The following is a 20,262-nucleotide window of genomic DNA, read 5'->3' as shown; positions in this document are numbered from 1 at the left end:
ATAAGGATATGTGAAATGTCAGTATAATGTGAGGCCGTACGTCAAAAAGTGAGTGTTTCTAGATGGTGATGAGTATCAAGGGTTAGTTATCAATTAAGACTCATAAAGCCTATTTAACATAATATACATTGTGCGCATCTTTGTGTGCTATTGAAACTATGAGCGATTTAGCTTAGAACGGCATGATTTAAGCTATCGCTCTGATTAGTAATTAGATTACTAGTCAATGTCAGCTAAGTGATCCAAGGGCTTTTCAAAGGCACTCTGGTGCCGTTCGGTTTGGTTGGTGTGTAAATATTGGGATGTGGTGTCTATGCTTTCATGGCCTGCGTCGGCTTGTACGTGTGACAAAGGTCTGCGGTTCAAGTTGATGTCGTGGGTGATACCGGTATGACGAATATTATGGGCAGTCATTTTTCTCATGGCACTGGCATCATGTTCTAGACCATGATCTAAGGCGGTTTGCGCCGCCAGTTGAATGAGCGTGTCTATCTGATCACGGATTTGACGGATGCCAAGATTGGCATTGACTATACCTGTGTCGCGTCCATGGCCTGCGGCGCGGTGCCGGATAAATATCGGATGATTTTCATCGGCGCTGGGATAATCCGTTAACCCTAAAAAACGTCGATATTCAATCAAGGCTGCCAGCAAGGCTTTTGATATGGCGATATTGCGGGGTTTGCCGCTTTTAGAGATAGGCACATGAAAGTACCAAATACCGGTTTGCCTGTCCTGCTTAAACTGGCTCATGACCGGTGAATAGCCAGCACGGGCGCTAACCTCGGAAATACGTAAGTAACAGCCGTACAATAAGTAGAGTAAAAACAGACTGCGCCGGTGTGTTTGCGGATCCTTTTCTGCTAAGCGTTTGGCCGTACTAATCACGTAGGACCACTGCAGCTCAGTGAAGGCTTGGTTATTGTCATCTTCATTAATGGTGAATTTGCGGGCTATGGCAAAGCGACTGTGATTAAGCCATAACTGGGCCGGATTGCGCTCGTTGTATTCTTCACTGATTAAATAACCATAGAAGGATGACAAAATCGCCAGTTTTGTTTTCAATGCGTTGTCACTTAAGCGATACGGCTGACATTCCCCTAAGTGTTTCTTGCCCACAAAGGGTCGCCACTTAGGATTGGGAAAACGTTCATCACTGCCACTCGCGTTTGTGGATTTGGGCGCACAAAACTGCGGCACATTAAAATAGCCGATTAAGCTTATTGGTGGGTTTTGGCAGTAATCCACGTAGCGGCTCATGTCTTTTCGGCTGACATTCGCCGCAGATAAACACGCCACATCGAAACACCAATGTAAGAATGTCGTGAGCTCACTGCGATAAGCTTTATAGTTGTTTTCACTGGCTTTTTGCTCAAATAGCCAGTCGGCGGCGTGCTCAACTACGAGACCTGCATCGCTGACTGAATTTAGGCTTATTCGAGTAATATACTGATTAACAACAGGATTACCTTGAATGATAAACTCAGGGGCATCAAATAGTGGAATAACCGGAGGATATTGGGGTTGGGAAGCTGTCGTCACTGTGGTGGCCTGCTACTAAAAAGACTAAGTTGAAATGCTAAACAATTCATTATATTGCATTTTAGACACAGTGTAAGCCAAAAGCTCTTATGCCGACTCTTATGCCGATAACGGTATTTATCGGCATCAACAAACCATACTGAGTGGAGTCATAAGGTTAAATGAGTAGATTAACCCCGTAGACTGAATAAAGAGTAAGCCTGTGACATGCAAACTAGCCTTTACGCGTAAAAATCAACTCACCTTCAAGCTGCTTTATGTCAGTCTCATTGACAGCATGAACCGCTTTAGGCACTAGCTTGTTAGTGGGTGTTGGCATTTTGCAAGCCGCTTGGTGACAAACTGCCCGCTTATCACAGCACCAAAGGCATAACTGCCATAATTCTTGCTTGGTTTGCTTATCTAAACATTGAATATCTGCGGCGCACAAATGCCCAGCTTTAAGCAGACTGGCGACTTTTTCTATGGAAATTCCTAGATTCATTTTCATAAACCCTCTCCCCTTTTGAAACTGAAATAGGCGTCTTTCTTGAGCCAAACTTAACAAGAGAAGCATAGCATTCAAACACTCAAATGAGAATGGTTTTTATTTGCATAATAGGGTGTGAACATAATCCCTTTTATAATGATAATTTTTGCTCATATTATTAAGGGATAGCCTACACTTTTAGATATGTTATTGACTCATCTCGCACCTTTTGCCGCCTGAGGTATCGAATGTTGTTTGCTCATTCAAAAACAAAATCGACAGCACCATTAACACCTCAGGGAACGAGTGAATTAACACAAAAAAATTGGAAATTGCTCATTGTGGACGATGAGCCCGATGTCCATGCTGTCACTAAACTTGCCTTGGCGCGTTTTAAATTAGACGATCGCGCCCTCACCTTTTTAAGTGCGTTTAGCGCCGCCCAAGCGAAAGAAATACTTAAGCATGAAACAGACATCGCGGTGGCCTTCATCGATGTGGTGATGGAAAGTGATCACGCGGGCTTAGCGCTAGTGAAATGGATCCGAGAAGAACTGGGCAATAAAACCATGCGCCTTATCTTGCGAACCGGTCAGCCAGGCCAAGCGCCCGAAGAATATGTCATCATGAATTATGACATTAACGACTATAAAGCAAAGGCTGAACTGGATTCACGTAAATTAATGACCAGCGTCTACTCTTCCCTGCGTTCATACCGTGACATAGTGGAAATAGAGCGTGCTCGTGCCCAGCAAGTACTGCACCGTCAAGGATTAGAGCGAGTATTAGATGCTACCTCTGGCTTATTTAAAATGCGCACCTTGCACAAATTTGCCAATGGTTTACTCAATCAAATAGCGGGTTTGCTTAAGCTTAAATCGGAAACCTTGCTGCTCAGTTACAGTGGCATTGATGCCATCAGCGGCCACATGCAACCGGCAAAAATAGAAGTACTGGCTGGCACAGGTAATTTTAAACAATGCCGAGGCGAAGATGTGCCATTAACTGTACTGGCGCTGCTGAAAAAATCCATTGAGAGCAAAAGTTGCTTATATGAGGGTGACTGTTTTGTTGGTTACTTCCCCACAAAAGACCGTCACTGGATTAACCTGCTCTATATGGAAGGTTTAGATAATATCGATGAATTAGATAAGCAATTAATTGAGATTTTTGCTGTTAATGTTGCCGTCGCCTTCGAAAATCTGCTGTTGAGTCAAGAGGTGGAGGATACCCAATCCGAGCTTATTTTACGCTTAGGTGATGTGGTTGAGAGCCGCTCTAAAGAAGCGGCAAATCATGTGGTGAGGATGGCAGAATATTGTTATGAACTGGCCTTACTCATTGGTTTAGGTGAATCTAAAGCCGATCTATTAAAGCGAGCGGCGCCTATGCATGACATAGGTAAAATCGCTATTCCCGATGCCGTGCTACTGAAACCCGGTAAACTCGACGGGGATGAATGGCACATCATGCGCCAACATCCCAAGATAGGGCATCAAATTCTTGCCAGTTCTGAGCGTCCCATACTCAAAGCCGCGGCAATTATTTCATTACAACACCATGAGAAATATGATGGCACAGGTTACCCAGAAGGCTTAGCAGGGGTGAATATTCACATTTTTGCGCGCATTGTGGCTATTGCTGATGTATTCGATGCCCTCACCCATAAACGTTGCTACAAAGAAGCCTGGCCGTTAGAGCAAGTGCTGGCGGAAATGCAACGGGGAACGGCTAAGCATTTTGACCCTGAAATCCTCAGTGTGTTTATCGAGCATGTGGATAAATTTGTGGCGATTAAAAACAGCTTCCAAGACAGCTTTTCACTGCCATAGCATGACAGTGAGTTATCATTATGAATACCTTAGTTGATTATCTGCGGCGATAAGCGTTGCCCTCTATTCATTGTCTGCCAGAAAATCGATATAGCCTGATTTAGTGCTGCCTTGATGATTAACGCTGATAAATAAGCGCCACACCATGTAGTGACTGCTGCAAGAACCATAGATGAAATCCCCTTGGTACTCAGTGCTAGAAACACCTTGCACCTTGACGGGGATCATCCCCATAAACATGTCCCGTCCCTCTAATCGTATACTGACATCAGCGATAGCTTCAGAACTGGTGAGTTTAACCGCAAGGGGCGTTTCACTTGGCGCATGGCTTGGGGTGAGTTCAAGGGCGAGCTTGAGACCTGCCAGGTCTAATTGGCACTGACCTTGACTAAACTGGCAAAGCGTCAGATCCACACTAGACTCTGGCAGTGTGCTTGCTTGCATCTGGGTTAAATCCTGCGGCGCGATTGCCGTTTTCGGCTCGTCAATTGCCCCCGTTACCTTGGTACTATTATCCGGCTGGCATGCTTGTAATAGATTGATAATTAGTAATAAAGGAACTGCTAACTTTAAAGTACACATGAGGTTTAACCTTTAATCGCATTTTGTAACATTATGTTTGAGAGCTTGATCCAGATCAACTTTCACCACTGCTTGCGAGTATCTTTTTTGATGTAGCTCAAGTATCATTGCGTTTCTTCATGATAGAGTCATCTTCGTGAGGTAACACCTTGACAAAAAGTAATAAAAATCGACGCTAGACGCATTATTTTTAACCGATTGTCACCCAAACAGGTAAAGTTTCACTTTACTATAACTAAAAAAAGTAATAAGCCGTGGAAGCATTATGATGAACCATTCCCAGCCTACAGGCGCTGATTACAATTACACCGTCGTCCGCCAGTTTGCCCTAACCACAGTCTTGTGGGGTATTTTTGGTATGGCCGTAGGTGTATTGATTGCGGCCCAGTTAATCTGGCCACAGCTGAACTTCGAAACCCCTTGGTTAACCTTTAGTCGCTTGCGACCATTACATACCAATGCGGTGATTTTCGCGTTCGGCACTTCAGCCCTTTTCGCAACCTCTTACTATGTCGTACAACGCACTTGTCAAACCCGTTTGTTTGCACCTAAATTAGCTGCATTCACCTTCTGGGGCTGGCAAGCCATTATTATATCAGCTGCTATCTCCTTACCTATGGGTTTCACCCAAGGTAAAGAATATGCCGAGCTAGAATGGCCGATTGATATCGCCATCGCACTCGTCTGGGTCAGCTATGCCATAGTGTTCTTCGGCACTATTATCAAACGTACCACCTCACACATTTATGTGGCGAACTGGTTCTTTGGTGGTTTTATCATTACCGTTGCCGTATTGCATATCGTTAACTCCATGGCAGTGCCTGTGAGTATGACTAAGTCTTACTCCCTCTACTCTGGCGCTGTTGATGCCATGGTACAGTGGTGGTACGGCCATAATGCAGTAGGTTTCTTACTGACAGCGGGCTTCTTGGGCATGATGTATTACTTCGTGCCTAAGCAAGCGGGTCGTCCTGTGTACTCTTACCGTTTATCCATCGTCCACTTCTGGGCCTTGATTGCCCTGTACATTTGGGCCGGTCCTCACCACTTACATTACACTGCGCTGCCTGACTGGACTCAGTCTTTAGGTATGGTGATGTCGTTAATTCTATTCGCACCTTCGTGGGGCGGGATGATTAACGGTATCATGACCTTATCCGGTGCATGGCATAAACTGCGTACCGATCCTGTGTTGCGTTTCTTAGTGGTCTCATTGTCTTTCTATGGTATGTCTACCTTCGAAGGCCCAATGATGGCAATCAAGACAGTAAACGCCTTATCTCATTACACGGATTGGACCATAGGACACGTACACTCAGGCGCGCTAGGCTGGGTTGCTATGGTGTCTATCGGTTCGTTATACCACTTAATTCCTGTGCTATTTGGCCATGGCCGCATGTACAGCTCGAATCTTGTGAACGTGCATTTCTGGTTAGCGACTATCGGTACTGTGCTTTATATCGTCTCTATGTGGATATCGGGTGTGATGCAAGGTCTGATGTGGCGTGCAGTGAATGCCGACGGTACATTAACCTATAGCTTTGTTGAAAGCTTAGAAGCGTCTTATCCGTTCTACTTCGTGCGCTTCCTAGGTGGTGTGTTCTTCTTAACTGGCATGTTCTTAATGGCGTATAACGTGATTAAAACCGTTAACGCTGAGAAAGATTCATTGCCTGCCATCCCAGATGAAGCAGCTTAAGGAGCCAACCGATGAAGTTTAATCATGAAGTCATTGAAAAGAATATCGGGCTATTGGCCATATTCACTGTAATCGCCATTAGTTTTGGTGGTTTAGTGCAGATCACTCCACTGCTGTTTCAAAAAGACACTACTCAGCCAATTGAAGGCCAGATCCCTTACACTGCCCTGCAAATTGAAGGCCGTGACATCTATATTCGTGAAGGTTGCTATAACTGTCACAGCCAGATGATCCGTCCACTGCGAGCAGAGACTGAGCGTTATGGTCACTATTCTGTTGCTGGGGAGTCCGTTTGGGATCACCCGTTCCAGTGGGGCTCTAAACGTACAGGTCCTGATTTAGCCCGTGTGGGTGGCCGTTACAGCGACAAATGGCATGAGGTTCATTTAACTGATCCCCGCGCCGTTGTGCCACAGTCAAACATGCCCGCCTTCCCTTGGTTATTGGAAAATACCTTAGATGGCGAGTTGACTGGCGCTAAGATGGACATCTTACGCAAGCTCCATCCAACTCATAATCTGTATACAGATAAAGAGATTGCTGGTGCGCAAAAAGCAGTTGAAGGTAAAACAGAGATGCAAGCCTTGATTGCTTACCTTCAATCTTTGGGTCATGCACTCAAATAAGGGGCAATATATGGATTACGGAACCTTGCAAGGCATTTTAACCATCATTGTAATGGTGACCTTCGTCGGTATATTTGCTTGGGCTTATAGCTCGCGTCGTCATAAACAATTTGATGAAGCGGCTAACCTGGTGTTTTCTGATGATGAAAAACCTCAGGATACGAAGGACTCAGGAGAGCAAAAATAATGAGTAACTTCTGGACTATTTGGATCAGTGTATTATCACTGTTTGTGATTTTCGCTTGCGTCGTACTGCTGCGTTTTTGTAATAAAAACGACACAGGGATTGAAGAAGGCGCGTCCATGGGGCATACCTTCGATGGTATTGAAGAGCTGAACAATCCACTGCCTAAGTGGTGGTCGTACATGTTCTACATTACTATCGTTTTCGGGTTAATCTATTTAGCCATGTATCCAGGTTTGGGTAGCTACAAAGGCCTATTTGGCTGGACCAGCTCAAACCAGAGTGTGCGTTCTATGGAAGAATCTAAAGCTGCGGTTATCGCGGCTAAAGAAGCGGGCGTCTTGTCTCAATACGACCGTGAAATAGAGCATGCTGACGCTAAATATGGCCCTATTTTCAAAGCCTATGCTGAAACGCCATTGGAAGAGTTAGTCAAGAACGAGAAAGCACTGAAAGTCGGTGGTCGTTTGTTCTTGCAAAACTGTGCTCAGTGTCACGGCTCAGATGCGCGCGGCAGTAACGGTTTCCCTAACCTAACTGACGGCGATTGGTTATATGGTGGCGACTTGGCCACCATTAAAACCAGCATCATGAATGGCCGTAACGGTATGATGCCGCCTAAAGGTGGCTTACCTATCGATGACAGCGAACTTGATGCCTTAGCCGAATACTTGGTTAAGCTTTCAGGGCGAGAGCATGATGAAGCCAAAGCCACTCAAGGCCAAGGTACCTTCATGAAGGGCTGTTTTGCCTGTCACGGCATGGATGGCAGTGGTAACAAGTTCATGGGTGCGCCTAACTTAGCCGATAATGTTTATCTTTACGGCGGCAGTAAAGGTATCCTAATGGAGTCAATTAAGAATGGTCGTGCCGGTGTTATGCCTGCATGGAAAACCATTCTTGGCGAAGAGAAAGTCCACGTTATCACAGCGTATGTTTATAGCTTATCAAACAAATAGTGATTAACGATTGAAATAAAGGCCTCGACTTCGGGGCCTTTTTTTTAAGATGATTATTTAGTGCAATCACGTTAATATTGGCGTGCCGTTTTACCCCCTTATTTTGGAATCAAAGATGTCGACTCCCCCTTGGTATAAGCAGTTCTGGCCCTGGTTTTTAATCGTACTGCCACTGTGTGCCGTCGTAGCCAGTTTATCTACCCTGTATATCGCCATTACTAACTCAGACTCCCTCGTTAAAGACGATTATTACAAAGATGGTAAAGCCATCAATATGGACTTGCGTAAAATCAAGCAAGCCAAACATTTAGGCATTAAATTCTTAATCACCAAGGAAGGCAATAGTTTAGTGCTGAGTCAAGAAGGCGGCCCGGCTTATCAGGCAGCGCTCAATTTTGAGCTATTCCACCCCACCATAGAAGCTAAAGATTTCAAACTGCTCGCCACAGCGGATGCCAATTACCATTATCGCATTCAATTACCAGAGAACATCACAGGCACCTGGGAAGTTAAATTAGAAAGTTTTGACAGCCAATGGCGCATTCAGCAAAGGGTAAACTTCTCCGAAAAAACTGAATACTGGCTGCAATAAACCATGAACCGCTGCTTTCATTGTGCTGAACCTTTTATTCAGGTGCCTTTGTATACCCAAATTAATGGTACTGCGCAGCCTATGTGCTGCCCTGGCTGCCAAGCCGTGTCTCAGGCGATCATGGATGCGGGGCTCATGAGCTACTATCAATATCGCAGTGAACCTGGCATGAAGCAGACAGGCTTAGTGCCTGAGCAGCTGTCCCATTTTAGTGCCTACGACTTAGCCGAAGTACAGCAAGATTTTGTCCATCAGCAGGATATATTAAGCACGACCTCGTTAACCATCACGGGCATGAGCTGCGCCGCCTGTGCCTGGCTTATCGAACACAGATTGTCCCCCATTGAAGGTATTGCCAAGGTATTGGTTAACTCAACCACTCAAAGGGCCATGATAAGCTGGGACAACAGCCAGGTTAAACTGAGTGAAATCTTGACTCAAATTAGTCAAATTGGTTATCAAGCCGCGCCGTATCAGCAAGACGAGCAAGAGAAGCAGCATCATAAAGACAGCCGCACCTTTTTACTGCGATTAGGCTTAGCGGGTTTTGCTACCATGCAGGTGATGATGTTTGCCTTGGCGTTATACACTGGCTACTTTAGGGATCTCGATGAGGCTATTCGTGATTACTTTCGTTGGGTCAGCATGATTTTTGCCGCCCCTGTGGTGCTTTATTCGGCGCAGCCTTTCTATTTTAGTGCCCTTCGCAGCCTGCTTAGCGGCAAACTCAATATGGATGTTTCTGTGTCTATCGCCATTGGCGGTGCCTTTACCGCCAGTTGTGTCGCGACTATCAATGGTACAGGTGAAGTGTATTTTGAATCTGTATCCATGTTTACCTTCTTCTTATTGCTGGGGCGCTATTTTGAGCAAAATGCGCGAAGACGCGCCAGTATTAGCAGTAATAATTTGCATAAACTCGTGCCGCTCACCGCTTTACGTCTCGATGGCAATCAACAGACAGAAATCCCTGCGAAAAGTTTACGCTTAGGGGACATCATTCTGGTGCGTCCTGGGGATGCCTTCGCCGCCGATGGGGTGGTGATTGATGGCAGTTCAAGCGCCAACGAAGCTATGCTCACTGGCGAGCAAATGCCGGTGGATAAAAATCTGGATTGCCCTGTGTTTGCGGGCACCCTCAATGTTGAGCAACCTCTGCAAGTGAGAGTGACCGCCCTTGGGCAAGATCAACTGGTGGCGGAAATCATTCGCCTGCAGGAAATCGCTGCGGCAAATAAGCCTGCCATCGCTTTTATGGTGGATAAATTGGCCCGTTATTTCTCAGCCACCATCTTAACCACGGCGTTAATCACGTATTTAGTCTGGCTACAAATCTCCCCAGATGATGCGTTTTGGGTGACCTTATCTGTCCTTGTGGCCACCTGCCCCTGCGCTTTGGCATTAGCCACCCCAACCGCAGTCACTTGCGCTACGGCTATTTTTACTCGTTTAGGCATCATCACTCGTAAAGCCGGCGTATTTGAAAAGCTTGCCAGCATAGAACAAGTCGTATTCGACAAAACCGGCACTTTAACTCGAGGGCATATCGCCTTAGGTGCGCTAAGCATTATTGATCCGCAGCAAAACAAGGGCGACGTGCTCACTGAGAAGCAGATGCTAGCCATAGCCGCTGCATTGGAGGCGGGTTCATTACACCCTATTGCGCTGGCTTTTAGTCGGCATTATGACCCTAATGTGATTGCTACAGAGATAGCCCATTTTGTGGCTCAAGGCATTGAAGGCAAAGTACAAGGTCAAGTATATCGAATAGGTGTTAAAGCATTCGTTCAAGGCAATATGAGCCTTACAGCAAGTGACAGCCAAACAACTGATAACACTAAACCCACTCCCGATACTTCTCCCTGTGTTTGGCTGAGTCAAAATGGCCGTCTCATTGCCAGTATACCAATACAGGATGAAGTGCGTAGCGATGCAAAACAGGCGGTTGAGGCACTGCAACAGGCCAATATTCAGGTCTGCATTGCCAGCGGAGACAGCTTAAGTCATGTCAATGCCTTAGGGCATACCTTAGGTATTCATCAAGTATATGCCGAACAAAAGCCCCAAGATAAACTGACGTTAATTAACCAATTGCAACTCAGTCACAATACCGCCATGTTTGGTGATGGCATTAATGATGCGCCTGTGCTGGCGGGGGCTTACTTGTCGGTCGCCATGGGCAGTGGCAGCGCGATTGCCAAAAACAGTGCCGATCTGATTTTACTTGGGGATCATTTATCCCGCTTCAACGATGCCATCAAGGTGGCGAAAAAAGCCAATGCTATTATTAAACAGAATTTATTCTGGGCTTTTGGCTATAACCTATTGATTTTACCCCTTGCGGTCACAGGCCATGTGCCGCCCTATATCGCCGCCCTTGGCATGTCATTAAGCTCCATTCTGGTCGTCAGCAACAGCCTGCGACTCCTTAGGATAAAATTATGAGCATCATTTATGTGTTGATCCCTATTGCCATGCTATTTGTGGCTATCGCTGTGGCCGTGTTCTTTTGGGCAGTAAAATCAGAACAATTTGACGATTTAGACCGCCAGAGCGTATCAATTTTGTTTGATGATGATGTTAAAAAATCTGCCGCTAATCCGGCGACGCCCTTGGTAAATCAAGACATTCAAGACGCTGCCGCTAACCTTACAGCAGATAATGCCAAGATTCAGATTAGCATTGATGGGAAAGCGCCCAAACGTGATTGAATTTAGTTTATTGGGTGCCTTTTTGGTGGGTTTGATGGGCGCCGCCCACTGCTTTGGCATGTGTGGCGGCCTAGTGGGACTGTTTTCAAACTCAATCCCCACAGCCCCTGGCCGTAATTTCTTGTCCCATCAATTGGGATTTTTACTCAGTTACAACCTAGGTAGGATAACCAGCTACGCCTTTGCGGGCGCACTCGTGGGTGGCAGCAGCGCCATGCTAGGTCAGCTGTTTGCCATAGATAACTACCTTATCTTATTGCGGGTTTTGGCTGGGGTCATGATGATCTTAACGGGGCTTTATATTGCCAAAATTTGGTTTTTAATTGCCAAGATTGAAGGCTTGGGCAAGTACGTCTGGCGCTACATTTCGCCCTTGACCCAGCGCTTTAGTCGCATACAACACAAGCGTGAAGCACTGATGGCGGGCATGATCTGGGGCTGGCTGCCTTGCGGCTTAGTCTACAGCACCTTGACTTGGTCGGTGGCTGCTGGCAATGCCCTTGAGGGCGCGCTTATCATGCTGTGTTTTGGCTTAGGCACCTTACCAGCATTATTGTCAGCGGGCTTTGCCGCCAAAGCGTTAGCCAATCTGGTTCAAAAAAAAGCCGTACGCTTAGCCAGTGGCGGTTTGTTAATTTTATTTGGAATACAAACACTTTACATCGCCATAATGCAGCTAAGCTAGCAACGAGTGAACATTCGTTTTACTATGGTGAAGCTTAAGTAATCATAAATCGAGTATGGATATGATAGTGACTTCAAAAAAATCGAGCCGCAATGCTAACTCAGGCTGCGCTATACATTGTAACGATTGCAGCATGTCCGAGCTGTGTATCCCGTTCACCCTCAATGCCAATGAACTTGAGGAACTGGATAACATCATAGAGCGGAAAAAGCCGGTGCAAAAAGGCGATAAACTGTTTCAATCTGGTGATGGCCTTAAGTCCTTGTATGCAATCCGCTCGGGCACCATCAAGAGTTACACCATTACTCAGCAAGGTGATGAACAGATCACGGGTTTTCACTTAGCCGGTGATGTTATAGGCTTTGATGCCATTCATAAACAGGCTCATCAAAGTTTTGCTGAAGCCCTTGAAACCTCGATGATTTGTGAAATTCCTTTCGATACCTTAGATAGCCTAGCCGGCACTATGCCTAAACTTAGGCAGCAAATCATGCGCCTGATGAGTCACGAAATTATCAGCGATCAAGAAATGATTTTATTGCTGTCTAAGAAAAATGCCGAAGAACGTCTCGCCGCCTTTATTGCTAAATTAGCCAACCGCTTTGCTAACCGCGGCTTCTCCCCTAATGAGTTTCGCCTCTCCATGACCCGCGGCGACATAGGTAATTACCTGGGCTTGACCGTGGAAACCATCAGCCGCTTATTGGGGCGTTTTCAAAAAGCGCAGATGATTGCCGTCAACGGGAAATACATCACTATTGTTGATCATCAGGCGCTCAATACACTGGCCGACCACACCGAGCAATAATGACACTCAACACAATTTAGCCACAGTCAGTGACGAATTATGCTTAATAATTAAATATCTAGCACACTGACTGCTCAAGTTTGCCAACATTAGCTAAACTTAACTTAAGCAAAGCTTGATATAGCTCACGGTATTTTATGTAAAATCAGCAATACTAACAGTACATTAACGCCTAGGAGGATTTATGACGGAATATAAAAAGATTTTAGTGGTAATCAATCCAACTGTAGATCATCAGGCGGCATTAGCACGCGCTGTTGAGCTTGCAACCAAAAGCAATGCCAGTATTACCGCTTTCTTATCTATCTATGATTTCTCCTATGAGATGACCTCCATATTATCCAGCCATGAACGTGAAGCCATGCGCCAAGGGGTTATCGATCAGCGTAGCGCCTGGCTAGATACTGCCATAGCACCATTTAACAGCGCAGGCGTTGCCATTGACTCTAAAGTGATTTGGCACAATCGCCCGTTCGAGAGCGTGATTAATTGTGCCCTCGAAGGCCAGTACGATCTTATTGTTAAAAGCACTCATGAACACGATAAGCTCAAAGCGGTCATTTTCACCCCGACCGATTGGCATCTTATGCGTAAAGCGCCCATGCCTGTGTTGATGGTAAAAGAACATGATTGGCCAGTAGCAGGCAAAATTTTGTGCGCCCTTAATGTCGCCTCTGAAGACTCGGAGCACCAAACCCTCAACGGTAAGATTATCGAACATGCCAAAGACTTAGCGACAAAATTCTCGGCCGACGTGCACTTAGTGAATGGCTATCCTGGCACCCCAGTTAATTTAGCGATTGAGCTGCCTGACTTCGATGCTCATGCCTATAACAACAATATTCGCATGCAGCATCAATCTCGGGTCGAATGCTTAGCCCAGGCGTATGACATTCCGCTGGATCGTTGTCACGTGGAAGAAGGCTTGCCCGAAGATGTTATTCCTGAGGTTGCCGACCGCATTGACGCCGAGTTAGTGATTTTAGGCACTGTGGGACGCACGGGCTTTTCCGCAGCCCTTATTGGTAATACCGCTGAGCACGTGATTGACAGCATTCGCTGTGACTTATTGGCCATCAAGCCTGAAGGTTATGTGTCACCACTGGCTGAATAGTTAGCTCGGCGCTTATCTAGGGTCATTAACTACCAATGACGCTTTACCCCGCCGCTGATTACTGGAATAATACGCGCCCTGAAACATAAGGTTACTGGGCGCATTTTTATGTCTGATATAGTGGTAGATGATTTTTCCGAAAAGCAGGCGGCACGCCTCAACAAATTAAGCAAACGCTTGCACCGTGAAGTAGGCAAGGCTATCGCCGATTACCAGATGATAGAAGAAGGCGATCGCATCATGTGTTGCCTCAGTGGCGGCAAAGACAGCTACGCTATGCTGGATATCTTGCTTAATTTGCAAAAAAGAGCGCCAATCTCATTTGAAATTGTGGCGGTCAACCTAGATCAAAAGCAACCCGGCTTCCCTGAGCATATCTTGCCTGCCTATCTCGATAATTTAGGTGTGGCATACCATATTCTTGAAAAAGACACTTACTCTATCGTCAAAGAGAAGATCCCCGAAGGCAAGACGACCTGCTCCCTTTGCTCTCGTCTGCGTCGTGGTACCTTATACGGCTTCGCCCAGCGCATCGGTGCCACCAAAATTGCCTTAGGTCATCACAGAGATGACATCATAGAAACGCTATTCTTAAACATGTTTTTCGCGGGCAAGATGAAAGCCATGCCGCCTAAGCTCTTGTCTGATGATGGTGCCAACATGGTGATCCGTCCACTGGCCTATTGCCGTGAAAAAGACATTGCCGAATACGCCAAATTCAAAGAATTCCCTATCATTCCTTGTAACTTATGTGGCTCTCAGGAAAATTTAAAACGCGGTGCAGTCAAAGACATGCTTAAGCAGTGGGACAAGCATCACCCAGGCCGCATCGAGTCCATCTTCACTGCGATGCAAAACACTTCGCCATCCCAAGGTGTGGATCGTGAACAATTCGACTTTGCTGGCCTTACTCGTGATCCAGATGCCCCCATGCGCGGTGACGTGGCAGAATCAGACTTACCTGCGTTTGATTTCTTAGACACCAGCAATTCAGGCCACATAGATTTGGACGCCGCTAAAGCGCGCTCAGACCTGTTAAGCCAGCAACGCATAGACATAGTCAGTAGCTACAAGCCCTAGATTCATCTTAATTGTTAACAAGGCTTAGATTGTAAAATCTAAGCCTTGTTGTTAAACATATAGCCTTAATTTCAACATCTTGTTTATCCACTTAAATTCTACACTTGAAACTCAAAGCCGTGACTTAGTATCAAGATCGATCATAGAATAACCAGCATGGTGATACTCTACTGCTGAGTGACAACTGCAGTTGTAGATCAAGTACAGTATTTATCTAAAACTATTCTTGCTAAGCTATTGTTATGCTAATTTAAAGTCTAATTGTGACTTTTGTCTAGGATGGAGAGAAATGAAGAATATTATTTGTGATATCGATGGTGTACTACTGCACGATAACAAGTTAATTCCAGGCAGTGATAGCTTCATTCATCGCATTCTTGAACAAGGGAACCCGTTAGTCATACTCACAAATTACCCAGTACAAACAGGAAAAGACCTGCAAAATCGCTTGGGGGCCGCGGGTATTAATGTCCCCGAGGATTGTTTTTATACCTCAGCCATGGCGACAGCTGATTTTTTGACTCATCAAGAAGGCAACAAAGCCTATGTGATCGGTGAAGGTGCGCTTACCCATGAACTGTACAAGGCAGGTTTTACCCTGACTGATATTAATCCAGACTTTGTGATTGTCGGCGAAACTCGCGCCTACAATTGGGATATGATCCACAAGGCGGCGCAGTTTGTTGCAGGCGGCGCCCGCTTTATTGCCACTAACCCTGATACCCACGGTCCATCCTTCAGCCCAGCTTGCGGCGCCTTATGTGCCGCCATCGAGCGCATTACCGGAAAGATGCCCTTCTATGTGGGAAAACCTAGCGCTTGGATCATCCGCTCAGCGCTGAATCACATTAAAGGCCACTCGGACAATACTGTGATCATAGGTGACAATATGCGCACCGATATTTTGGCGGGCTTTCAAGCCGGGCTTGAAACCATCTTAGTCACCAGTGGCGTCAGTCAGCTCAATGATATTGGCAAAGAGCCGTTTCGCCCTAACCATGTGTTCGCCTGCGCAGGAGACATAGACGTGGTCTAATGCCTGCGCTCAATTTATAATTTATTTTAATAAAACAACAATATATAGGAACACCCTGTGAAGCCATACCTTCCCCTTTGTGCCATGGTACTGTTAAGTGCCTGTACAGATAGCAGTGATGTCATCAATAACTCAGCCCAAGTTGCCAAAAGTGCTGTTTCAACCATTGATACGATAAAAACTCATGAGCCAGCGTTTGATGAAGCCCGATTTAGGCAAGGTATACAGACCTTATCATCAGATACCTTTGAAGGCCGCGCACCGACCACTAAGGGAGAAAAGCTCACCTTAGACTACTTGACTCAAGCTTTTAGTGAAATGGGCCTTAAAGGCGCCAATAATGGCAGTTTTTTGCAAGCTGTGCCTATGGTTAGCTATACAGCAAGTGAAGACCAACAGGTTAATTTCGGCGGTATTACGCTTAAGTATCGCAAAGACATGGTATTAAGCAGTCGCCATGATAATCAACACATCACTATCGAAAAAGCGCCCTTAGTGTTTGTGGGTTATGGCATTAATGCCCCTGAATATCAGTGGAATGATTACCAAGGGCTGGACATGAAAGGCAAGATAGCGGTCATTTTAGTGAATGACCCAGGCTTTGCTAAACCAGAACGCCAACTTTTTAATGGCAAGGCCATGACCTATTACGGTCGCTGGAATTACAAATTTGAAGAAGCGAGCCGTCAAGGCGCCCTCGGCGCTGTCATCATCCATGACACAAAGCCTGCATCTTACCCTTGGTCTGTGGTAGAAAATAGTTGGACCGGCGCGCAGCAAGACTTAGTGCAGGATAAAGCCGTGCAAGATGCACGGGTGCAAGTAGAAGGCTGGCTAACCTTAGACACAGCTAAGGCTTTGTTTACTAAAGCGGGAGTTAATCTTGACAACCTAATGGCTCAAGCTGCGGAGCAAGCCACCAATCAGGCATTATCCCTGACTGCTGATATCCATTTTAACAATCAAGCAAGCTACAGTGACAGCTATAATTTTGTCGCCACCTTACCAGGAGCTACGGCAGATACAAACACTAAGTCAGCGTCAGCGTCATCACAAAAGAGCCAAGCTGACGAGCATATTTTGTTTACCGCTCACTGGGATCATATTGGCATAGATGAGACTAAAACTGGCGATAATATCTATAACGGTGCGCTGGATAATGCCACTGGCACAGCAGGCATTATGGAAATCGCTCGCCAATTTGCTAACCAAGCAAAGGCCGGCAATGGCCTTAAGCGCAGCCTCACCTTTATTGCCACCACAGGAGAAGAGCAAGGACTCTTAGGCTCACGGTTTTATGCGGCAAACCCACTGTATCCCATTGATAAGACTGTGGCAGTGTTTAATTTAGACAGCGGTAATATTTACGGAAAAACCTCAGATTACACCATAGTAGGTAAAGGTCAGTCTGAGCTTGAAACGTATCTGATTGATGCTGCAGCAAGCCAAGGCCGCCAAGCCACAGCAGAATCTAATCCTGCCTCTGGCGGCTTTTTCCGCTCTGACCACTTCAGTTTTGCTAAATATGGCGTGCCCGCCGTGTTTGCCGGTGGCGGTAGCGAGCCGTTAGATACTGTCACCGCGGAATATAAGACAATGATGCAAGCCAAGATGAAGGGCTGTTATCACAATGTGTGTGATCATTATCATCAGGATTGGGATTTAAGTGGTGCCCTGCAGGACATGAGTGTGTATTACATGGCCGCAGAGGCCTTAGGGAATAGCCAAGATTGGCCAGGCTATTACTCAGGTTCTGAGTTTAATCAGCTGCGCCCTGCTAAAAATGGTCAGAATGGCGCTAACAAGGTTGCTGCTAAGCCGAGTTCTGCACATACAGTATCATCGAAATAGCACATATTGCTGGCATGAAAGAAGTGGCTTAAGTGTCATTTCTTTCATGTCTCTAATCTTAATCTAGATAGCGGTTACATCGCCTTATCTATGCGCACATAGCCAGCAAAATACACCACCCGCACTTCGTCTCCTGCCATAAAGGGCATAGCAGGATCCACATCCTGGATGATCATAATGTCACTGCCATCATCTTGCTTTATCATCAGCTCAATTAATTTGTGCTCAAGATAATAGGCTTCATCTCCATAACGGCTGCCGACACCCGCACCCAATAATGCCCCTAACACAGTAGCGACATTTTGCCCGCGGCCACCACCAAACTGATGGCCGATAACGCCGCCAATCAGTGCACCACCGAAGGTACGCCAACCGCTATGACTGTCCTCAATAAGTTGTTTTTCTGTAATATGGCGAATAGAGCTGATGCTGCCATACATCACCTTCTCCACTGGCACGGCTTGATTTCTATCGTAGGTGCGATCATAGTTTGCTTGACAGTGCGCTACCGGTACATTGGTCAAAATAACAGCGGCTAACACAAAGCTTAAGTTTCTGAGTTTCAACATAGACAAATTTCCGCTAACGTATAATAAGGTTCACCCACTGAATATACGCGATTGTGAAGTCACTGTGCTATCTAAATCAAGAAGATTGTTTTCCTGCTGCTCATAAGGCGCTCACCGATCCTAATGGTCTTATAGCCATTGGTGGCGATTTACAGCCTGAGCGGCTTTTAAGCGCCTATCAGCAAGGTATTTTTCCTTGGTTCAATCAGGGAGAGCCCATTCTATGGTGGACTCCAGATCCTAGGGCGGTATTTCAACTCAGCGACTATCGTCCTAGTCGCAGTTTAATGAAGACTCTGAAGCGCCAAACTTGGCGTTTTACCATTAATAAAGCCTTCGATGCAGTGATCCATCAGTGTGCAGCCTTGCGCCAAGAAGGCACTTGGATTACCCCAGCCATCAAAGCCGCTTACGGCCAATTACACGCACAAGGCGATGCGCACTCCATTGAGGTGTGGCAAGGTGAACAATTAGTTGGTGGTTTATACGGTATTGCAGTAGGGAAAATCTTCTGCGGCGAGAGCATGTTCCACCTAGAAACCGATGCATCAAAAGCGGCATTTCATCTGCTAGTCACCCACTTAAGGCGATTTGAGTTTACACTCATAGATGCCCAAGTGATGAATCCTCATTTAGCCCGTTTAGGGGCAAAACCTTTGCCTCGGGAGGCTTTTTTGACTCAATTAGCACAGCTTAAACATCAGCATAGCCCCGCCACCGCTTGGCAGCCGCAAGAGGTTAAACTTGGATACTAATTATGTCACCGTTGGTATAAGCCAGCCCTTCGATTGCAATTACATTAGCGGTCAAAAAGAACAACTCTTGGTCATTCAAGAGGCGCATTTAGATGCGAATTTGTTTGAGCAACTGCTGGGAATGGGATTTCGTCGCAATGGCGACGCCATATATAAACCCCGCTGTCCCAGTTGCCAAGCCTGTCAGTCAATTCGAGTGCCTGTCGCCAAATTTAGCCTCTCAAAACGGCAAAAACGTACTTTAAAGGCCAATCAAGACTTGCACTGGGCGATGACCAGTCAAGCTCACCCACAGCAGTATACTTTGTATGAAAAATACATTGAGGAACGTCACAGTGACGGTCCTATGTTTCCACCCTCAAAAAAACAATTTGACGATTTTCTAAATTGCACTTGGCTCGCACCACACTACATTCAAGTGTTTGATGGTGATACCTTGGTTGGCGTCGCCGTCACCGATGTGATGCCCCGCAGTTTGTCCGCCATCTACAGTTATTTTCATCCTGACTATGAAAAGCGCTCCCTCGGGGCCTTTTTGATCTTGCTACAATGCCAGCAAGCGAGCCTTTGGCAAAAAGACTTCTTGTATTTAGGCTATCAAATCGATGAAAATACCAAAATGAAATACAAGCGTTTATACCGTCCATATCAGATTCTAACCCCTGTGGGTTGGGAAGAAAACATAGAATAAAGTGGCAGTTAACTGTGACGGGTCTTTACAGCAGCGGCATTTTGGGGCATGATACGCCCGATTTTTACAATTGAAGGCTAATGGGATAATTTATTAATGGCGAAAGAAGACAACATTGAAATGCAAGGCACTATCCTTGAGACCTTGCCAAATACAATGTTCCGCGTAGAGCTGGAAAATGGACATGTGGTGATAGCCCACATTTCTGGCAAAATGCGCAAAAACTACATCCGTATTTTAACGGGTGACAAGGTCACTGTTCAGTTGACTCCTTATGACTTATCTAAAGGTCGTATCGTCTTCCGCGCACGTTAATTAGCCATAAGTCTAAAACCCGGCTCCTGTCGGTTTTTTTATTTCTGTCTTTTTAATACCTGCTCTAAGCAATCAGATTATGTTAAATTTTATTTTTGTTGAGTCTGTTTGGTAGACATAAAAAAAATGGCCCTAAAGCCATTTTTTTATGGGTGGAAAAAG

21 protein-coding genes are annotated in these 20,262 nt (G+C 45.8%); 17 read left to right on the top strand and 4 right to left on the bottom strand.

What is annotated here, in order from left to right:
• Positions 1-219: 219 nt before the first annotated feature.
• The gene (locus tag SDEN_RS09665; RefSeq protein ID WP_011496296.1) at positions 220-1,542 is read right to left on the bottom strand and encodes a tyrosine-type recombinase/integrase; all 1,323 of its coding nucleotides are present in this window, start codon (positions 1,540-1,542) and stop codon (positions 220-222) included.
• A gap of 214 nt (positions 1,543-1,756) precedes the next feature.
• A complete protein-coding gene (locus tag SDEN_RS09660; protein ID WP_041405748.1) occupies positions 1,757-2,032 on the bottom strand; it encodes a hypothetical protein in 276 nt (91 codons plus the stop codon).
• A gap of 227 nt (positions 2,033-2,259) precedes the next feature.
• On the opposite strand from SDEN_RS09660, the gene SDEN_RS09655 reads away from it, so the two are divergent.
• A complete protein-coding gene (locus SDEN_RS09655; protein WP_011496294.1) occupies positions 2,260-3,843 on the top strand; it encodes a DUF3369 domain-containing protein in 1,584 nt (527 codons plus the stop codon).
• 63 nt (positions 3,844-3,906) lie between these two features.
• Here the strand turns inward: SDEN_RS09655 and SDEN_RS09650 are convergent, their stop codons facing one another.
• Positions 3,907-4,425 carry a hypothetical protein gene (locus SDEN_RS09650; protein WP_011496293.1) on the bottom strand — a complete coding sequence of 173 codons (519 nt, stop codon included), beginning with the start codon at positions 4,423-4,425 and terminating at the stop codon, positions 3,907-3,909.
• 265 nt (positions 4,426-4,690) lie between these two features.
• Here SDEN_RS09650 and ccoN point away from each other — a divergent pair, with 265 nt between their 5' ends.
• The 13 genes from ccoN to SDEN_RS09585 all read left to right on the top strand — a co-directional run bounded on the left by ccoN (position 4,691) and on the right by SDEN_RS09585 (position 17,770).
• Entirely contained in the window at positions 4,691-6,124 is a 1,434-nt protein-coding gene (gene ccoN, locus SDEN_RS09645; protein ID WP_011496292.1) for a cytochrome-c oxidase, cbb3-type subunit I, read from the top strand.
• An 11-nt stretch (positions 6,125-6,135) separates the two neighbouring features.
• Positions 6,136-6,750: a cytochrome-c oxidase, cbb3-type subunit II gene (ccoO, locus tag SDEN_RS09640; RefSeq protein WP_011496291.1), complete on the top strand. Its 615-nt coding sequence runs from the start codon at positions 6,136-6,138 to the stop codon at positions 6,748-6,750.
• A gap of 10 nt (positions 6,751-6,760) precedes the next feature.
• Positions 6,761-6,937, top strand: a complete 177-nt coding sequence (locus SDEN_RS09635) for a cbb3-type cytochrome oxidase subunit 3 (RefSeq protein ID WP_011496290.1) — start codon at positions 6,761-6,763, stop codon at positions 6,935-6,937.
• Positions 6,937-7,893 carry a cytochrome-c oxidase, cbb3-type subunit III gene (gene ccoP, locus SDEN_RS09630; RefSeq protein WP_011496289.1) on the top strand — a complete coding sequence of 319 codons (957 nt, stop codon included), beginning with the start codon at positions 6,937-6,939 and terminating at the stop codon, positions 7,891-7,893. The genes SDEN_RS09635 and ccoP overlap by 1 nt, the downstream gene beginning before the upstream one ends.
• Before the next feature lie 115 nt (positions 7,894-8,008).
• On the top strand, positions 8,009-8,485 hold the full coding sequence (locus tag SDEN_RS09625; protein WP_011496288.1) for a FixH family protein: 477 nt from the start codon (positions 8,009-8,011) through the stop codon (positions 8,483-8,485).
• 3 nt (positions 8,486-8,488) lie between these two features.
• Positions 8,489-10,930: a heavy metal translocating P-type ATPase gene (locus SDEN_RS09620; protein WP_011496287.1), complete on the top strand. Its 2,442-nt coding sequence runs from the start codon at positions 8,489-8,491 to the stop codon at positions 10,928-10,930.
• Entirely contained in the window at positions 10,927-11,196 is a 270-nt protein-coding gene (ccoS, locus tag SDEN_RS20835; RefSeq protein WP_011496286.1) for a cbb3-type cytochrome oxidase assembly protein CcoS, read from the top strand. Before SDEN_RS09620 ends, ccoS begins: the two co-directional genes overlap by 4 nt.
• The gene (locus SDEN_RS09610) at positions 11,189-11,881 is read left to right on the top strand and encodes a sulfite exporter TauE/SafE family protein (protein ID WP_011496285.1); all 693 of its coding nucleotides are present in this window, start codon (positions 11,189-11,191) and stop codon (positions 11,879-11,881) included. The genes ccoS and SDEN_RS09610 overlap by 8 nt, the downstream gene beginning before the upstream one ends.
• A gap of 61 nt (positions 11,882-11,942) precedes the next feature.
• Positions 11,943-12,689 (top strand): FNR family transcription factor, encoded by a 747-nt coding sequence (locus SDEN_RS09605; protein WP_041406199.1) that lies wholly within the window; start codon positions 11,943-11,945, stop codon positions 12,687-12,689.
• Between the two features lie 184 nt (positions 12,690-12,873).
• Positions 12,874-13,803 carry a universal stress protein UspE gene (uspE, locus tag SDEN_RS09600; protein ID WP_011496283.1) on the top strand — a complete coding sequence of 310 codons (930 nt, stop codon included), beginning with the start codon at positions 12,874-12,876 and terminating at the stop codon, positions 13,801-13,803.
• Positions 13,804-13,911: 108 nt separating this feature from the next.
• Complete coding sequence (gene ttcA, locus SDEN_RS09595) at positions 13,912-14,883, top strand: tRNA 2-thiocytidine(32) synthetase TtcA (RefSeq protein WP_011496282.1); 972 nt, start codon at positions 13,912-13,914, stop codon at positions 14,881-14,883.
• Between the two features lie 289 nt (positions 14,884-15,172).
• Complete coding sequence (locus SDEN_RS09590; RefSeq protein WP_011496281.1) at positions 15,173-15,919, top strand: HAD-IIA family hydrolase; 747 nt, start codon at positions 15,173-15,175, stop codon at positions 15,917-15,919.
• A 57-nt stretch (positions 15,920-15,976) separates the two neighbouring features.
• Positions 15,977-17,770: a M28 family metallopeptidase gene (locus SDEN_RS09585; protein WP_011496280.1), complete on the top strand. Its 1,794-nt coding sequence runs from the start codon at positions 15,977-15,979 to the stop codon at positions 17,768-17,770.
• A 74-nt stretch (positions 17,771-17,844) separates the two neighbouring features.
• Here SDEN_RS09585 and SDEN_RS09580 read toward each other — a convergent pair whose 3' ends face one another.
• Positions 17,845-18,339 (bottom strand): glycine zipper 2TM domain-containing protein, encoded by a 495-nt coding sequence (locus SDEN_RS09580; protein WP_011496279.1) that lies wholly within the window; start codon positions 18,337-18,339, stop codon positions 17,845-17,847.
• Positions 18,340-18,392: 53 nt separating this feature from the next.
• Between SDEN_RS09580 and aat the strand changes: the two genes are divergently transcribed.
• The 3 genes from aat to infA all read left to right on the top strand — a co-directional run bounded on the left by aat (position 18,393) and on the right by infA (position 20,100).
• Positions 18,393-19,094 carry a leucyl/phenylalanyl-tRNA--protein transferase gene (aat, locus tag SDEN_RS09575; protein ID WP_011496278.1) on the top strand — a complete coding sequence of 234 codons (702 nt, stop codon included), beginning with the start codon at positions 18,393-18,395 and terminating at the stop codon, positions 19,092-19,094.
• On the top strand, positions 19,084-19,785 hold the full coding sequence (locus SDEN_RS09570) for an arginyltransferase (protein WP_011496277.1): 702 nt from the start codon (positions 19,084-19,086) through the stop codon (positions 19,783-19,785). The genes aat and SDEN_RS09570 overlap by 11 nt, the downstream gene beginning before the upstream one ends.
• Before the next feature lie 96 nt (positions 19,786-19,881).
• On the top strand, positions 19,882-20,100 hold the full coding sequence (gene infA / locus SDEN_RS09565; protein WP_011496276.1) for a translation initiation factor IF-1: 219 nt from the start codon (positions 19,882-19,884) through the stop codon (positions 20,098-20,100).
• The last annotated feature ends 162 nt before the right edge of the window (positions 20,101-20,262 follow it).

The sequence above is a fragment of the Shewanella denitrificans OS217 genome, assembly GCF_000013765.1.
GTDB classification, from domain to species: domain Bacteria; phylum Pseudomonadota; class Gammaproteobacteria; order Enterobacterales; family Shewanellaceae; genus Shewanella; species Shewanella denitrificans.
Note: the sequence above shows the minus strand (reverse complement) of the source record. Positions and strands in the feature narration are given on the sequence as shown.

Excerpts from the sequence above, each read along its gene's own strand:
- SDEN_RS09660 (WP_041405748.1), bottom strand. The coding sequence starts at position 2,032 with ATGAAAATGAATCTAGGAATTTCCATAGAAAAAGTCGCCAGTCTGCTT.
- SDEN_RS09655 (WP_011496294.1), top strand. The coding sequence starts at position 2,260 with ATGTTGTTTGCTCATTCAAAAACAAAATCGACAGCACCATTAACACCT.
- SDEN_RS09650 (WP_011496293.1), bottom strand. The coding sequence starts at position 4,425 with ATGTGTACTTTAAAGTTAGCAGTTCCTTTATTACTAATTATCAATCTA.
- ccoN (WP_011496292.1), top strand. The coding sequence starts at position 4,691 with ATGATGAACCATTCCCAGCCTACAGGCGCTGATTACAATTACACCGTC.
- ccoO (WP_011496291.1), top strand. The coding sequence starts at position 6,136 with ATGAAGTTTAATCATGAAGTCATTGAAAAGAATATCGGGCTATTGGCC.
- SDEN_RS09635 (WP_011496290.1), top strand. The coding sequence starts at position 6,761 with ATGGATTACGGAACCTTGCAAGGCATTTTAACCATCATTGTAATGGTG.
- ccoP (WP_011496289.1), top strand. The coding sequence starts at position 6,937 with ATGAGTAACTTCTGGACTATTTGGATCAGTGTATTATCACTGTTTGTG.
- SDEN_RS09625 (WP_011496288.1), top strand. The coding sequence starts at position 8,009 with ATGTCGACTCCCCCTTGGTATAAGCAGTTCTGGCCCTGGTTTTTAATC.
- SDEN_RS09620 (WP_011496287.1), top strand. The coding sequence starts at position 8,489 with ATGAACCGCTGCTTTCATTGTGCTGAACCTTTTATTCAGGTGCCTTTG.
- ccoS (WP_011496286.1), top strand. The coding sequence starts at position 10,927 with ATGAGCATCATTTATGTGTTGATCCCTATTGCCATGCTATTTGTGGCT.
- SDEN_RS09605 (WP_041406199.1), top strand. The coding sequence starts at position 11,943 with ATGATAGTGACTTCAAAAAAATCGAGCCGCAATGCTAACTCAGGCTGC.
- uspE (WP_011496283.1), top strand. The coding sequence starts at position 12,874 with ATGACGGAATATAAAAAGATTTTAGTGGTAATCAATCCAACTGTAGAT.
- ttcA (WP_011496282.1), top strand. The coding sequence starts at position 13,912 with ATGTCTGATATAGTGGTAGATGATTTTTCCGAAAAGCAGGCGGCACGC.
- SDEN_RS09590 (WP_011496281.1), top strand. The coding sequence starts at position 15,173 with ATGAAGAATATTATTTGTGATATCGATGGTGTACTACTGCACGATAAC.
- SDEN_RS09580 (WP_011496279.1), bottom strand. The coding sequence starts at position 18,339 with ATGTTGAAACTCAGAAACTTAAGCTTTGTGTTAGCCGCTGTTATTTTG.
- infA (WP_011496276.1), top strand. The coding sequence starts at position 19,882 with ATGGCGAAAGAAGACAACATTGAAATGCAAGGCACTATCCTTGAGACC.